The 13,898-nt window shown below is 68.9% G+C and carries 16 protein-coding genes; 8 read left to right on the top strand and 8 right to left on the bottom strand.

The window, feature by feature from the left end; genetic code table 11:
* Positions 1–108: 108 nt before the first annotated feature.
* Positions 109–1,062, bottom strand: coding sequence for a DUF389 domain-containing protein (locus tag EV651_RS39305; protein WP_133791028.1), 954 nt, complete (start codon positions 1,060–1,062; stop codon positions 109–111).
* A gap of 40 nt (positions 1,063–1,102) precedes the next feature.
* Between EV651_RS39305 and EV651_RS39300 the strand changes: the two genes are divergently transcribed.
* On the top strand, positions 1,103–2,512 hold the full coding sequence (locus EV651_RS39300) for an APC family permease (protein WP_133790979.1): 1,410 nt from the start codon (positions 1,103–1,105) through the stop codon (positions 2,510–2,512).
* Here the strand turns inward: EV651_RS39300 and EV651_RS39295 are convergent.
* A complete protein-coding gene (locus tag EV651_RS39295) occupies positions 2,454–3,653 on the bottom strand; it encodes a Cmx/CmrA family chloramphenicol efflux MFS transporter (protein WP_133790977.1) in 1,200 nt (399 codons plus the stop codon). The two genes, EV651_RS39300 and EV651_RS39295, sit on opposite strands and share 59 nt — an antisense overlap.
* A gap of 110 nt (positions 3,654–3,763) precedes the next feature.
* Here EV651_RS39295 and EV651_RS39290 point away from each other — a divergent pair, with 110 nt between their 5' ends.
* The gene (locus EV651_RS39290; protein ID WP_133790975.1) at positions 3,764–4,372 is read left to right on the top strand and encodes a rhomboid family intramembrane serine protease; all 609 of its coding nucleotides are present in this window, start codon (positions 3,764–3,766) and stop codon (positions 4,370–4,372) included.
* Here EV651_RS39290 and EV651_RS39285 read toward each other — a convergent pair.
* Positions 4,365–5,285, bottom strand: coding sequence for a threonine/serine dehydratase (locus EV651_RS39285; protein WP_133790973.1), 921 nt, complete (start codon positions 5,283–5,285; stop codon positions 4,365–4,367). The two genes, EV651_RS39290 and EV651_RS39285, sit on opposite strands and share 8 nt — an antisense overlap.
* Positions 5,286–5,345: 60 nt before the next feature.
* Between EV651_RS39285 and EV651_RS39280 the strand changes: the two genes are divergently transcribed.
* Positions 5,346–7,232, top strand: a complete 1,887-nt coding sequence (locus EV651_RS39280; protein WP_133791026.1) for a propionyl-CoA synthetase — start codon at positions 5,346–5,348, stop codon at positions 7,230–7,232.
* On the opposite strand, the gene EV651_RS39275 is transcribed toward EV651_RS39280, so the two are convergent.
* A complete protein-coding gene (locus tag EV651_RS39275; protein ID WP_133790971.1) occupies positions 7,197–7,982 on the bottom strand; it encodes an alpha/beta fold hydrolase in 786 nt (261 codons plus the stop codon). The genes EV651_RS39280 and EV651_RS39275 overlap by 36 nt on opposite strands.
* A 17-nt stretch (positions 7,983–7,999) precedes the next feature.
* Here EV651_RS39275 and EV651_RS39270 point away from each other — a divergent pair, with 17 nt between their 5' ends.
* Together EV651_RS39270 and EV651_RS39265 are read left to right on the top strand one after the other, a co-directional pair.
* Positions 8,000–8,650 (top strand): SDR family oxidoreductase, encoded by a 651-nt coding sequence (locus tag EV651_RS39270; RefSeq protein WP_133790969.1) that lies wholly within the window; start codon positions 8,000–8,002, stop codon positions 8,648–8,650.
* 69 nt (positions 8,651–8,719) lie between these two features.
* Positions 8,720–9,127 (top strand): OsmC family protein, encoded by a 408-nt coding sequence (locus EV651_RS39265; protein ID WP_238157497.1) that lies wholly within the window; start codon positions 8,720–8,722, stop codon positions 9,125–9,127.
* On the opposite strand, the gene EV651_RS39260 is transcribed toward EV651_RS39265, so the two are convergent.
* Positions 9,117–9,920 (bottom strand): alpha/beta fold hydrolase, encoded by an 804-nt coding sequence (locus EV651_RS39260; protein ID WP_133790966.1) that lies wholly within the window; start codon positions 9,918–9,920, stop codon positions 9,117–9,119. The two genes, EV651_RS39265 and EV651_RS39260, sit on opposite strands and share 11 nt — an antisense overlap.
* A 68-nt stretch (positions 9,921–9,988) precedes the next feature.
* Here EV651_RS39260 and EV651_RS39255 point away from each other — a divergent pair, with 68 nt between their 5' ends.
* Positions 9,989–10,432 (top strand): MarR family transcriptional regulator, encoded by a 444-nt coding sequence (locus EV651_RS39255; protein WP_202870732.1) that lies wholly within the window; start codon positions 9,989–9,991, stop codon positions 10,430–10,432.
* Here EV651_RS39255 and EV651_RS39250 read toward each other — a convergent pair.
* Genes EV651_RS39250 through EV651_RS39240 form a run of 3 tightly spaced genes read right to left on the bottom strand, consistent with a single transcriptional unit; the run spans position 10,421 to position 12,513 of the window.
* Complete coding sequence (locus EV651_RS39250) at positions 10,421–11,197, bottom strand: sugar nucleotide-binding protein (RefSeq protein WP_133790964.1); 777 nt, start codon at positions 11,195–11,197, stop codon at positions 10,421–10,423. The two genes, EV651_RS39255 and EV651_RS39250, sit on opposite strands and share 12 nt — an antisense overlap.
* Positions 11,194–12,033 (bottom strand): hypothetical protein, encoded by an 840-nt coding sequence (locus tag EV651_RS39245; protein WP_238157496.1) that lies wholly within the window; start codon positions 12,031–12,033, stop codon positions 11,194–11,196. The genes EV651_RS39250 and EV651_RS39245 overlap by 4 nt, the downstream gene beginning before the upstream one ends.
* An 18-nt stretch (positions 12,034–12,051) precedes the next feature.
* Positions 12,052–12,513: an Lrp/AsnC family transcriptional regulator gene (locus EV651_RS39240; protein WP_133790962.1), complete on the bottom strand. Its 462-nt coding sequence runs from the start codon at positions 12,511–12,513 to the stop codon at positions 12,052–12,054.
* A gap of 93 nt (positions 12,514–12,606) precedes the next feature.
* On the opposite strand from EV651_RS39240, the gene EV651_RS39235 reads away from it, so the two are divergent.
* Positions 12,607–13,458 (top strand): LLM class flavin-dependent oxidoreductase, encoded by an 852-nt coding sequence (locus EV651_RS39235; protein ID WP_133790960.1) that lies wholly within the window; start codon positions 12,607–12,609, stop codon positions 13,456–13,458.
* Positions 13,455–13,880: a nucleoside deaminase gene (locus EV651_RS39230; protein ID WP_133790958.1), complete on the top strand. Its 426-nt coding sequence runs from the start codon at positions 13,455–13,457 to the stop codon at positions 13,878–13,880. Before EV651_RS39235 ends, EV651_RS39230 begins: the two co-directional genes overlap by 4 nt.
* Positions 13,881–13,898: the final 18 nt, after the last annotated feature.

Genomic DNA, 13,898 nt, shown 5'->3' with positions numbered 1-13,898 from the left:
TTCGCGCCATGTCCGGGATACGTCAGCACATTCGCAGGTGCGGGGACCCGTCAGGTGGGGTATGTCTGACGGTGCCGGGCGCGCGCGGATCGGACAGGGGACGTCTGGTCAAGCCTCAACGCGCGCGCCCGTCCTTCGCTTCACCTTCAGGTAGCTGCGCCAGATCAGTCGCTGCAGCATGAGGGTGACGACGCCGGCGGCTGTCATTCCGGCGAGGTTGATGCCGAGCTGGGCCGCGGACCCGCCGATCTGGTGCGGTGCCCACAGGGCGACGGACAGCGCGAGGTCGCCCGCAGCGGGGACGGTCGTGACGGAGATGAACACACCGACCAGCGCGTTGCCGCGGCCGGCGGTCTGCGACAACACCCCGGCGCATCCAGCGAGTACGGCGACCACCGCGGACCACCTGTCCGGTCGCCAGATGAAGCCGGTGAGCGGCCGCGCGGCCGTGACGTCGCTGACGTCGACCCAGCCGACCGCGCGGGCCAGCAACGCCGTGAGTGCTGTCAGTGCGATCGCGAGCAAGAACCCCTTCACGAGCAGGGACAACGACCGCTGGGTCAGACCGCCCTTGCGCAGGAAGATGCCGACGGCCAGAGCAGCAACGACGCCGAACTCCGGACCGACCACCATGGCGCCGACGACGAGGATCGCGGAGTCGGTGATCACGGCAACCGAGGCGATCATGGTCGCGAGCGTGAGGAACGCGTAGTACACCCAGGACCCGCCGGCCTCGTTGTACGCCTGGTCCACGACGGCATCCCAGATGACCGCGTCGTCGGGCGCGCCGGGCGCCGCCTTCTCCGCGGCCTGGGCGTTCCGCGACGGCGCCGCGTCCACGGAGGCCAGCGCCACAGAGCCCTCGTCGTACAGGCCCTGTGCCTTGAGCCAGGTGAGGATGTCGGAGGTGGCTTCGCGGGTCACGTCGCACTCGACGACATCACCTTCGGGGCGGCGGGCGGCGCCGGGCAGCCGGACGATGCTGGTGACTCGCGGGTCCGCGACGAGCGTGTTCAGGACGCGGTCGCTGCGGTCCGATGGGACGATGAGTCGAAGGTGCATCACGGGCCACATGCTGTCAGATCGACTCCGGGGAGCCTTCATGAGTGATTCCGCCGCAGTAGTGCAAGCTGGTGAGCGTCCTGAGCTGAAGCGGGTCATGGGCCCCGGACTGCTCCTGCTGTTCGTCGTCGGGGACATCCTGGGGACCGGTGTGTACGCACTGACCGGCAAGGTCGCCGGTGAGGTCGGCGGCGCGGTCTGGCTGCCGTTCCTGTGCGCGTTCGTGGTCGCGCTGCTGACAGCGACCAGCTACCTGGAGCTCGTCACGAAGTACCCGAAGGCCGGTGGCGCGGCGGTCTACACGCACAAGGCGTTCGGGATCCATTTCCTCACCTTCCTGCTCACGTTCGCGGTGATGTGCTCCGGCCTGACCTCGGCGTCGAGCGCGTCGAAGGCGTTCGCGGCGAACTTCTTCTCCGCCGCGCACCTCGACGCCGACCGCGGCGCGCTGCTGATGATCACCGCGCTCGGCTTCATGACGCTGATCGCGCTGGTGAACCTGCGCGGGGTCGGCGAGAGCGTCAAGGCGAACGTCGTGCTCACCTGCGTCGAGCTCAGCGGTCTGCTGATCGTGATCGGGATCGGCGCCTGGGCGCTGATCGGCGGCGGCGGCGACACCTCCCGGCTGACCGACTTCCACGTCCCCGAGGGCGAGTCGCCGTTCAGTGCGGTGACTGCCGCGACCGCCCTGGCGTTCTTCGCGATGGTCGGGTTCGAGGACTCGGTGAACATGGCGGAGGAGACCAAGGACCCGGTGCGGATCTTCCCGAAGATCATGCTGCTCGGGCTGTGTATCACCGGCGTCATCTACGTGCTGGTCGCGATCTCCGCGGTCGCGCTGCTTTCGCCGGACGAGCTGAACAAGGGCGCGACGCCGCTGCTCAAGGTCGTCCAGGCCGGCGCGCCCGGGTTCCCGCTCGAACTGTTCGCGTGGATCACGATGTTCGCGGTCGCGAACTCGGCGCTGATCAACATGCTGATGGCCAGCCGCCTGCTGTACGGCATGTCGCACGAGCAGGTGCTGCCCGGTCCGCTCGGCCGGGTGCTCCGCCGGCGCCGTACGCCGTACGTCGCGATCCTGTTCACCACGCTGCTCGCGTTCGTCCTGATCGGGTACGCCGATCTCGCGGCGCTCGGCGGTACGACGGCATTCCTGCTGCTGTGCGTGTTCGCGATCGTGAATGTCGCGGTGCTGGTCCTGCGGCGGGACCGGGTCGAGCACAAGCACTTCCGCGCGCCGACCGCGTTGCCGGTGCTGGGCGTCGTGCTGTGCGTGTACCTCGCGAGCCCGTTGTCCGGGCGGGACTCGGCGGACTACAAGATCGCCGGCTGGCTGATGCTCGTCGGGGTCGGGCTGTGGATCATCACCTGGCTGCTGAACAAGTACGTGTTCAACCGGCACGCCGACTTCGACCCGTCGCACCTCGACCCGCAAGGTCCGGTGAACTGACGGGGACGAGCGCCGCGAACAGCACGGTCGCGAGGGCCACGGCGCCGGTGCCGACGGCGATCCAGCCGAGTGCGGGGTAGCCCGCACCGGCGTCGATCGCCAGGCCGCCGAGCCACGGCCCGACCGTGATGCCGATGTTGAACGCGGAGAAGTTCGCCGCGGTCGCGAGTCGCGGCGCGTCACCGGCCAGGCTGAAAACGCGGGCGTTCAGGGCCGGGTTCGCGGCGAAGCCGAAGCCGCCGAGCAGCGCGATCACGCAGATCGCCACCACCGGATCGGTTGCCGTGAGCGCCAGTACGGCGGAGAGCGCGATCAATCCGACGATGCTCATGAAGAGGGTGTGGAACGGCAGCGCGTCCGCGAATCTGCCGCCGATGGTGATCCCGATGAACGACCCGAGACCGTAGAGAGCCAGCACACCCGGGACGGCACCGGGCGATAGACCAGTGGATTCCGTCAGCAGCGGAGCGAGGTAGCTGAACACGACCAGGATCGTCGCTGTGACCATCACTGTGGTGCCGAACGCGAGCCAGAGCCGGGCGTTGCGGAACACTCCAAGTTCGTCGGTGAGGCGTGGTGCACTGGCGGGTTCCGGGCGGTCGGCCGGCAGTGTGGCGAAGACGCCTCCCATCGCGAGCACGCACATCCCGGCCACGGTCCAGAACGCCGACTGCCAGCCGAGGTGCTGACCGAGGACCGTTCCGAGCGGGAGACCGACGATGGTCGCGATCGTGAGGCCGCCGGTGACGATGCTCATCGCCCGCGCTCGGCTGCTCGCCGGTACGAGGGCGACCACGGTCACCGCGGCCACCGACCAGAACCCGGCGTACACGAAGGCACTGACGATCCGGGTGGCGAGCAGTACGGCGTAGCTCGACGTCAGCGCGCCCACGACATGGGTGAGCGCGAAGATCGCCAGGAAGACGAGTGCCGCCGTACGCCGGGACCAGGTGAGCGTGACGACCGCGAGGATCGGGGCGCCGATGAGCATGCCGATCGCGAACGCGGAGATCAGCAGGCCGGCCTGGGGGATCGAGACATGCAGATCGGTCGCGAGTTCCGGAAGCAGTCCGGCCAGCATCAGTTCGGACGTGCCCTGCGCGAAGATGCTCAGCCCGAGGACATAGACAGCTATCGGCATCGTTTCCCCTCGCCTCGACGAATGCCACTCGTAGTATCTCAGGGATCACTGTCCGCCGTCGCCGCGCCTGTCGCTGGTTGAGATTTGAGGTGATGCGGCATCGTTGAGGTATGAGCTTTCAGACTCCGGCGAAGCGGACCGGGCGGGCTGTGGACACCGCCCGGATCGGGAGCGGGCTGAAGCTGCTCGTTGCTCTGGTGGGGCTGATGTGGCTCAGCGAGGTCGTCGACACCGCGACGCACGGCGCGCTCGACCAGTACGGGATCATCTCCCGCGAGCCTCGCGGCCTGTTCGGGATCCTGACCGCGCCGTTCCTGCATCTCGGGTTCGGTCACCTGATCTCGAACACGCTGCCGCTGGTCACGCTCGGCGCGCTGATCGCGGTCAGCGGCGCGGCCCGGCTGTTCGCGGTGACCGCGATCGTGACGGTGATCGGCGGGTTCGGGACCTGGCTGATCTCACCGCCGAACACGATCACGATCGGCGCCAGCGGACTGGTCTTCGGGTACGCGTCCTACCTGATCCTCCGCGGCCTGTTCAACCGCCGGCTCGGGCAGGTGCTGCTCGGCATTATCGTCGTGATGGTGTGGGGGAGTGCGTTGCTCGGCGGGCTGCTGCCGCAGGACGGGATCTCCTGGCAGGGTCACCTCTTCGGCGGCATCGCCGGTGTCCTCGCGGCGTGGGTCCTGGCCGACGACAAGCAGCAACGCGTCAAATGAGCGTGGCGGGGTCGGTGTTCGCCCCGCAGACCACGACGACCACACGCTCACCGGTCGCCGGGCGGTAGGCACCCGACAGCAACGCGGCGTACGCCGTTGCGCCGCCGTGCTCGGTCGCCAGGTGGTACTGCTGCCACAACTCCTTGCGGGCAGCAACGATCGCCTCGTCGTCGACGAGCACCGGTCGGACGCCGTACGTCTGGGCGGCCTCGAAGGCCAATGAACCGATGCGGCGCGCACCGAGCGAGTCCGCGGCCACTCCGCCGACGGCTCCGTCGGTCGGCTCGCCGGTTTCGAGCGCCCGCTGCAGGGTCGGGGCGAGCGCCGGCTCCACGCTGACGACCTGGGCGTTGTCGCCGATGGCGGTTGCGATGCCGGCGATCAAGCCGCCGCCGCCGACCGCGACGAGGACCGTGTCGAACCTGCCGGCCTGGTCGAGCAGTTCGAGACCGACCGTGCCCTGCCCGGCGACGACCTCAGGCTGGTCGTAGGCGTGCACCAGCAGCGCATCCGTCTCGTCCCGCGCCGCGAGCGCCGCCTGGTACGCCTCGGCGTACTCCGATCCGACCTGCACGATGTCCGCGTCGAGGGTCCGCAGCTTCCCGAGCTTCGCGGCCGGTGTCGTCTCAGGGACGAAGATCCGGGCCGGTACGCCGAGCTCGCGGGCCGCGTACGCGGCCGCCAGCCCGTGGTTGCCGCCGGACGCGGCGACGATCCCCTGACCGGTCAGGGCGCCGCTGTCCTTCGCGGTGATTAGCCGGTTGAACGCGCCGCGCGGCTTGAACGAACCGGTGTGCTGGAGCAGTTCCAGCTTGAACGTGAGTCCCGGCGCCACCTCGATCACCGGCGTACGCCGTACCCGCCCAGTGATGCGCTCCGCGGCCTGCTTCACGTCGTCGAGGCTTACCGTCATACCTCAACCCTGCCACGATGGTGAACAGCCGACGGACGGGAGGCCCTGCACATGAATGGGATGGGCGTGTACGAGGAGACTTACCGGCGGAGCCTCAACGACCCGCACGGGTTCTGGCTCGAGGCGGCCGAGGCGATCACCTGGACGACGGCACCCACCCGGGCGCTCGACGCGACCCATGCCCCGATCTACCACTGGTTCCCGGACGGGACGCTGAACACGTCGTACAACGCGCTCGATCGGCATGTCGAAGCCGGAGACGGGCAGCGGCCCGCTCTGATCTATGACTCACCCGTGACGGGAACCGGCCGTACCTACACCTACGCGCAACTGCGGGACGAGGTGGCGGTGTTCGCGGGCGCGCTGGCGTCACTGGGGGTCGGCAAGGGCGACCGGGTGATCGTCTACATGCCGATGATCCCGGAGGCAGTCGTCGCGATGCTGGCCTGCGCAAGACTCGGGGCGATCCACTCGGTGGTGTTCGGCGGCTTCGCGCCGCGTGAGCTCGCGGCCCGGATCGAGGACGCCGGGCCTCGCGTGATCGTCGCGGCTTCGTGCGGCATCGAGCCGACGCGGATCGTCGAGTACAAGCCGATCATCGACGAGGCGCTGAAGATCTCGTCGCACCAGCCCGAGCACACCGTCGTCTTCCAGCGCGAACAAGCCCCCGCTGAACTGGGCGAACGCGATCTCGACTGGACCACCCTGACCGCGAAGACCCAGCCGGCAGGCCCGGTGCAGGTCGCGGCGACCGACCCGCTCTACATCCTCTACACGTCCGGTACGACGGGACGTCCGAAGGGCGTCGTCCGCGACAACGGCGGCCACGCGGTCGCACTCGCCTGGACGATGCGCAACGTGTACGACATCGGGCCGGGTGACGTCTGGTGGACCGCGTCCGACGTCGGCTGGGTCGTCGGCCACTCGTACATCGTCTACGCACCGCTCCTGGTCGGAGCGACCACGGTCCTGTACGAAGGCAAACCGGTCGGGACGCCGGATGCGGGCGCGTTCTGGCGGGTGATCTCAGAGCACGGCGTGAAGGCGTTGTTCACCGCGCCGACCGCGATCCGCGCGATCAAGAAGGTCGATCCCGAGGCGGCCGAGCTGGCCAAGTACCCGCTGGAGCGGTTCCGGACGTTGTTCCTGGCGGGGGAGCGGCTCGACCCGGAGACGTACCACTGGGCGCACGAGCATCTCGGCGTACCGGTCGTCGACCACTGGTGGCAGACCGAGACCGGCTGGCCGATCGCGGCCAACCCGCGCGGACTGGAGCCGCTGCCGACCAAGCCGGGCTCGGCGACTGTGCCGATGCCGGGCTGGAACGTGCAGATCCTCGACCCGTACGGCAAGGAGTTGCTCGCGCACGAGGAGGGCGCGATCGCGATCAAGCTGCCGCTGCCGCCGGGCGCTCTGCCGACGCTGTGGGGCGACGACCAGCGCTACATCGACAGCTACCTCAAGGAGTACGACGGCTACTACCTGACCGGGGACGGCGGGTTCATCGACGACGACGGCTACATCTTCGTGATGGGCCGCACCGACGACGTCATCAACGTGGCCGGCCACCGCTTGTCGACGGGCTCGATCGAGGCGGTCGTCGCGGCGAACCCGGCGGTCGCGGAGTGTGCGGTGATCGGTGTGCACGACCCGCTGAAGGGCCAGCTGCCGCGGGCACTCGTCGTACTCAAGGCAGGCGCGACGGTGTCGGACGACGTACTGCGGGACGAGCTCGTGGCCGCCGTACGCCGGGAGATCGGGCCGGTCGCGGCGTTCCGGGACGTGTCGGTGGTCGACGCGCTGCCGAAGACCCGCTCGGGCAAGATCCTGCGCCGCACGATGCGCGGAATCGCCGACGGCCGCGACGAACCGGTCCCGTCGACCATCGAGGACCCCACCGTCCTGGACGCGCTACGCCCGGTCCTGCGCGGCGGTCAGGAAGGTTAGGACCGCCGGACTCGCGACCGACCGGAACTCGTGGAAGTAGGCGTGCCGGGCACCCGTGATGAGTTCGGCCCGAGCCCCCGGGATCCGGTCGGCGAGCAACTGCGCGTTCGCGGCCGGACTGAAGATGTCGTCGGTGCCGTGCAGGATCAGAGTCGGCGCGGTGACGGACGGTAGGCCGTCCCACGCGTCGTGCTTGTTGCTGGCCACCAGATGCCTGCGCTTGGCGTACGACGGCATGGTCGGGTCACCGAGCACGTGGTACGGACCGGGATTGTGTGCGAGCCAGGCCGGGGTGTACATGAGCTCGAGCAGCACGCGATCGGCTCGCTGCGGATCGGCCAGCGCCTTGCGGATCTCCTGGCTGCGCTCGTAGCCGTGCGCCGCGCCGGGTGAGGTACAGCCCAGGACCAGTGCGTCGACACGCTGAGGATGGTTGATCGCCAGCCACTGCGCGACCCGCCCGCCCATGGACGTTCCGTAGATGTGCGCACTGTCCAGCCCGAGGTGATCGAGCACCGCGACCACGTCGTCCGCGAACCCGACCGTGCTGTAGACCTCGTCCGGCTTGTCGCTCTCGCCGGTTCCTCGCCAGTCCAGGGTGATCGTCCGGTACTGCGCCTCGAAGTCCGACCGGACCGGATCCCACCAGGTGTGGTTGTTGGACTGCCCGGCGAGCAGAACAAGTGGTTGCCCGACGCCCCCAACCTGGTAGGCGATCCTCGTCCCGTCAATGGCTGCTGCGTTGGGCACAGAGATAGTCTGCAGGTATGCGAGTCGTGATTGCGGGTGGACACGGGCAGATCGCGTTGCGGCTGACCCGGGTGCTGAGTGCCGACGGCCATCAGGTGGTCGGGGTGGTGCGGAACCCGGATCACGAGGCCGACATCGCGGCAGCCGGCGGTGAGGCCGCCGTACTGGATCTCGAGCAGGCCGAGGTCGGCGCGGTCGCCAAGGTCCTCGCGGGCGCGGACGTCGCGATCTTCGCGGCGGGCGCCGGGCCGGGCAGCGGGAACGCGCGCAAGGACACCGTCGACCGCGGTGCGGCCGCCCTGTTCGCGGACGCCGCCGAGCAGGCCGGCGTTCGGCGGCACATCCAGGTCGGCTCGATGGGCGCGGACCTCGCCCCGTCACTGACCGACGACGAGACGTTCACGGTCTACCTCCGGGCCAAATGGGCCGCCGAGGAAGATCTGCGGGCCAGGGACCTGGACTGGACGGTACTGCGGCCCGGCAGTCTGACCGACGATCCCGGGACCGGCACGGTGTACCTCGCCGACAAGACCGGTCGCGGCCGGGTCACCCGCGACGACGTCGCGCTGGTGCTGGCCGGCCTCTGTGACGCTCCGGCCTCGATCGGCCGGACGCTCGAGCTCATCGGCGGGGACACGCCCGTCGCTGAGGCCCTCGAGAACCTCTGACCCTATGACGTTGCCACAAGCAACAGAATGTGACGGGACTGCGACACTATGGCAGACACACTGCGGCAGGTGACCTTCGAGCGCCTGGCGAACAGCAGCTACGAGGTGCGGAACGCCCGCGGCGGGACCATCCGGATCGGCTCGGGCGGCGAGGACACCGACTTCACGCCGGTCGAACTGCTGCTGGCCGCGATCGGGACCTGCTCGGCGATCGACGTCGACGTCGTGGTGAGCCGCCGCGCCGAACCGACCGAGTTCAGCGCGGTCGTCCGCGGCGACAAGATCCGGGACGCCGAAGAAGGCAACCGGATGGAGAACCTCGCGGTCGAGTTCACCGTGCGCTTCCCCGAGGGCGAGGACGGTGACAAGGCCCGTGAAGCCTTGCCGCGCGCCGTGAAGATGTCCCACGACCGCCTCTGCACGGTCAGCCGCACCGTCGAACTCGGCACCCCGGTCACCACGACCGTCAACGACTGAGCAGCTCGCGAAGGCGCTGTGCATTGGCCTTCGGGTGGCTGAGGTTGCCGTTGTGACCACCTGGGAAGGTCTGCAGGTCCTGGCCGATGAGCTCGGCCAGGGCCTCGGCGCACTGGTAGTCGAAGACGGTGCGCGGAGTCGTCGTACCCGCGGCCGGGACGATCCGCACGTCGGTTGCTGACAGCTCGGCGGGATCGAGGTCGTCTGCAGCGGCGGCGGTGAAGTCGTGGCGGATGAAGTAGTCGAAGTTCGCGAGCCGGTTGGCGTCCATCGGGAACTCGGTGCGGCCCGGTTCGCCATTCGACGGGTCGATGCCGAGTGAGCGGACGATCGCCGGGATCGTGGCCTGGAGTCCGTTGGCGAGGTAGTGGTCGCGAAGCTCCGTGAGTTCGTCGCGGTGCAGTTTGGGCTTGGGCTCGGCGAGCAGCCACGGCGCGATCGGCTCGTGCGCGACGAGCGTGTGCAGCTGCACCGGATGCTTCACGGTCAGATGCAGACCGATGACCGCGCCGAGGCTGCAGCCGAGCATGGCGACGGGTTCGTCGGTGACGTGCTGGAGCAGACGGTGTACGTCGTCCGCGTGGTCGGCGATCGTGGCGCCCGGTTCTTCGAGCTTGCTCCGGGACAGGCCTCGGCGGTCGTAGGTCAGGACGGTGTACTCGTCGACGAGCTGGCTGACGAGGTCGGTGCTGCGGTCGGCATCGCCTTCACCGCTCTGCGAGATCAGTAGCAGTGGCCCGTTGCCTTCGAGCTGGTAGTGGAGGACAGCTCCGGGAACATCGATCGTGGTCATGGCCGTAGATTACATCGAAGTAGATACATCTATCAAGATGTATCTGATTTGATGTAGATTCTCCCGGTGTGAATGGTGTGGAGCTCTTCCTGCTCGGGCGGGCGCTGATGAAGATCGGCGAGGACGCGTTGCCGGAGCCGCCGGGCGGTGCGGCGAAGTACGCCGGCAGCGCGCGGATGGTGCTGATCGTCGCGAGTGACATCGCCGAGCATCCGGCGAGCGCTGTGGGGGAGATCGCGGCCCGCACCGGTCTGCCGCAGAGCCAGGTGTCGACCGCGATCGCCCGGCTGAAGGAGGCCAGCTCGGTCATCACGACAACCGACCCCGCCGACCGCCGCCGGGCATTGGTCAGTCAGGCGCCCGACGTCTCGGACCGCTTGGCTCAGGTCCGTGCCACGAGCATCGAACCGGCCCTCGTCGCGGCGCTGGGCACCGACGACCCCGCTCGCGTCGCCGAGGTCGTGCGCACTCTGCAGCAACTCGCTCGCGACCTGCAGAGGTCAGGCGAGTAGGAACTCGTCGGCGGATCTGAGGCGCGTCTTCAATTGCTCTTGAGTACGCCGGGAGTCGAGCTGGATGTCCGACGGCTCGCCCGGCTCCGAGGGCAGCTGATCCGGATCGAGTCCGTCGCGGATCGCGATCCTGCGGCCCAGCTCGTACCGGCTCAGGGCCTCCGGTCCCGCGACATGGGCGATGCCGGTGACGTCCGACGTGAGCAGTTCGAGCAGCGCGGCGGCGAGGTCGGTGACGTGGACGGGACGACGGATGTTGCCGCTGTAGAACACACCGGGCTCGCCGGCCGCCAAGCGACGTACCCGCTGCTCCTCGCCCGACTGTCCGTCCGAGCCGACGATGATCGACGTCCGGACGATGACCGCCTCGGGCAGCATCGCCTGGATCGCGGTTTCGGCCGCTGCCTTGGCCGCGCCGTACGGCGTGATCGGACAGGGCGAGTCGTCCTCTCGATAGGCCGTTTCCCGCGGGCCGAACACAGCGTCGCTCGACACGAATACGAGCCTTGCACCACCAGCTGCCAGCGCGACATTGACGGCGCCGTCGGCGGTCGCGGCCCAGTCGTCCTGCTTGTAGGCGGTGTGGATGATCCCGTCCGGCCGGATGCTGCGGATCACGTCGCGCACCGCGTCACGGCGCCGTACGTCGAACTGCACGCCACCTGGCACAACCTGCGAGTGATACCCAGGCACGACCTCGTGGTCGGCCGTGCGCAGGAGTTCACGGCCGAGCAGACCAGCGGCTCCGGTGACGAGCAACCTCACCCGACCAGCCTATGACGCTCGAGCCGCCAGCCGGCGGTCCGCGTGGCGCGCTTCACCTCGGCGAGCGTCCGCACCTTCCGCGGCGACATCCACGACTGCGACGGCTTGTGGAACATCCACCCGTCTCCGATGGTCAGCGCCGCATGCTGGACCAGCCGCGCAGTGTCACGCCAGACGAACACCGTGCCCGGTACGTCGTCCTGGCCGCCGCGCTCGGTGTGGTTCGCCAGCCATTCGTCGAACGGCTCGCGCAGCATCCAGACCGTCTCGGCACCTTCGATGCCGCAGGCCGCCATCACGGTGCCGAAGCAGTTCGGCCCGCTGCCGTCCGCGAACGTGCCTGCCAACTCGCGCACGCGCGGCAACTCCGCGGGCCAGGTCCGGACCTCGGCATGCCGGCTCGGCCCGAGATCCTCGCTCACGACATCGGGCAGCACGCGCGCCGGCTCCCGGAGCAGCGACTTCCACCAGACGAAGCGATGCCCGTCCGCCTGCTGCCGAACCTCCGGCCCGACGATCCCCGCCCATCTCCTCACCGTCGGAACTGCCCCACGGTCGTAATCCACCTGCGCCCGGACCAGTGCGGCACGTGTCGCCTTCGGTAGGTCGCCGTACGCCGCCTCGCTCAGCCAGGCAGTCCGAGCAGCCTTCCGGTCGACCCTGTACGTGCGGTACGTGTCGTGATCCTCGCGGCTCGGCTCCCGATCGTCCGTCGCCAACTTCCAGGCAGTCGCCTGCCTTTTCGTCACGAAGAACGGCTGCTCGTCCGGCGCGAGCCAATCGACCCATCGATCCAACAGGTCAGGCGAAACGTCGACACCCAGCACGGTCAGCACCCGGCCAACGGTTCATCCTCAGCGCTGATCGGCCATCGGTTTCTGCGGGCCGCGGTAGCGCTGGGTCTGTGAGTAGACAAGGTTGGTGGTCGTGCTGCCGAAGTCGGTGAGCTCGTTGACCAGTTCCTCCAGGTGCGGCATCGACGCGGCCGCGACCTTCAGCGTGTAGCAGTCGTCGCCGGTGGTTCGCAGGCACTCGAGGATCTCGCGTCGCTCGGCCAGCAGGCGGTGCAAGGGCTCGTGCTTGTTGCCGGGGTACTTCAGCCGTACGACGGCGAGCACCGGGTAGCCGACCTTCGTCAGGTCGACCTCCGCGCGGTAGCCGGTGATCACGCCGATCGACTCCAGCCGACGTACCCGCTCGGTGGTGGCGGAGGGGCTCAGGTTGACCCGCTTGCCGAGCTGCGTCAGCGACAGCCGGGCATCCTCCTGCAGCTCGGTGAGGATCGCCCAGTCGGTCGGATCGAGACTCTCGGTCATACGCACAATCTACCGCTGATTTCCCGGTGCATGGCGGCGTACGCCGGGAAGAATGCCTTCAGAATCAGGGCGTCGCCTGGATAGCCTGAGGGCGTGGAACTTGGAGTGAACGTGCCGAACTTCGGCCCGGGGACGAATCCGGCGCGACTGCGGGACTGGGCGCGCGTCGTCGAGGGACTCGGGTACGACCTGCTGATGGTGTCGGACCATGTGGTGATCACGCCGGACGTCGCGGAACAGTACCCCGCACCGTTCTACGAGCCGTTCACCGCACTGAGTTGGCTGGCCGGGCTCACCGAGCGGGTCCGGCTCGGCACGACGGTGCTGATCGCGCCGTACCGGCATCCGTTGCTGGTGGCAAGGATGGCGGCGAACCTCGACGCGTTGAGCGGCGGGCGGTTCGTGCTCGGTGTCGGGGTCGGCTGGGCGCGGCAGGAGTTCGAGGCGCTCGGCGCGGAGCATGCGCACCGCGGTCGGCGTACGGACGAGGTGCTCGCCGAGGTGCGACGCGCCTGGGCCGATACCGCCGACTACGGGGACGGGGCGATCCCGATCTGGGTCGGCGGTTCGAGTACGGCGGGTTTGCGGCGGACCGTTCGGTACGGCGACGCGTGGCATCCGTTGCGGCAGACGATGGCGGAGCTGCGGTCCGGGCTGGATCGCCTGCGGACGGTCGCGGCGTCGGAGGACCGGCCGGTGCCGGGGTTCGCGCCGCGGATCCTGGTGCGGCTCACGGACGAGCCGCTGGGCGAGGATGATCGAGTGGCGGGGGAGGGCACGATCGAGCAGGTGATGGAGGATCTGGTCGTACTGCGGGAGGTCGGCGCGCAGAGCGTCGTACTCGATCCGTTCGTCGGCGACCCGGACGAGACCGAACGGCCCGAGGCGGCCTGGCAGGCGCTGGCGACGGTCGCCGCGCGACGAAGTGGACTGGAGACGACGTGACACCTGAGGCAGAAGGATTCCTGCGCCGTGCGATCGAACTCGCCGCGGAGGCACGGAAGGGCGGGAACCCGCCGTTCGGCTCGCTACTGGTCGGCCCAGACGGCAGCGTGCTGGTCGAGGAGCGGAACACGACGATCACCGAAGGGAACATCAGCTTCCACCCGGAGCTGAAGCTCGCGGTGTGGGCGGCTCAGCAACTGTCGCCGGAGGTCGCTGCCGGCACCACCATGTACACGAGCTGCCAGCCGTGCGGGATGTGCTCGGGGGCGCTCGCGAGGTCCGGCCTCGGCAAGGTCGTGTTCGCGCTGTCCGGTGAACAGCTCGACGGACTCAAGTCGATGGGCGGCTTCCCCGCCGTACCGCTGGAAGGGCCGGCGCTGTACGACGAGGCGCGCGTGCCGGTGGACGGGTACTACAGCTGAGCCGGGGGTCCCGTCGCC

The organism is Kribbella sp. VKM Ac-2571, from assembly GCF_004362255.1.
Classification (GTDB): Bacteria; Actinomycetota; Actinomycetes; order Propionibacteriales; family Kribbellaceae; genus Kribbella; species Kribbella pratensis.
The sequence above is the reverse complement of the archived record's forward strand: the minus strand, read 5'-3'. Positions and strand labels throughout refer to the sequence as shown.

Coding starts and splice junctions, on each gene's coding strand:
- EV651_RS39295 (WP_133790977.1), bottom strand. CDS start 3,653: ATGCCGATAGCTGTCTATGTCCTCGGGCTGAGCATCTTCGCGCAGGGC.
- EV651_RS39300 (WP_133790979.1), top strand. CDS start 1,103: ATGAGTGATTCCGCCGCAGTAGTGCAAGCTGGTGAGCGTCCTGAGCTG.
- EV651_RS39290 (WP_133790975.1), top strand. CDS start 3,764: ATGAGCTTTCAGACTCCGGCGAAGCGGACCGGGCGGGCTGTGGACACC.
- EV651_RS39285 (WP_133790973.1), bottom strand. CDS start 5,285: ATGACGGTAAGCCTCGACGACGTGAAGCAGGCCGCGGAGCGCATCACT.
- EV651_RS39260 (WP_133790966.1), bottom strand. CDS start 9,920: ATGACCACGATCGATGTTCCCGGAGCTGTCCTCCACTACCAGCTCGAA.
- EV651_RS39305 (WP_133791028.1), bottom strand. CDS start 1,062: ATGCACCTTCGACTCATCGTCCCATCGGACCGCAGCGACCGCGTCCTG.
- EV651_RS39240 (WP_133790962.1), bottom strand. CDS start 12,513: ATGACCGAGAGTCTCGATCCGACCGACTGGGCGATCCTCACCGAGCTG.
- EV651_RS39280 (WP_133791026.1), top strand. CDS start 5,346: ATGGGCGTGTACGAGGAGACTTACCGGCGGAGCCTCAACGACCCGCAC.
- EV651_RS39270 (WP_133790969.1), top strand. CDS start 8,000: ATGCGAGTCGTGATTGCGGGTGGACACGGGCAGATCGCGTTGCGGCTG.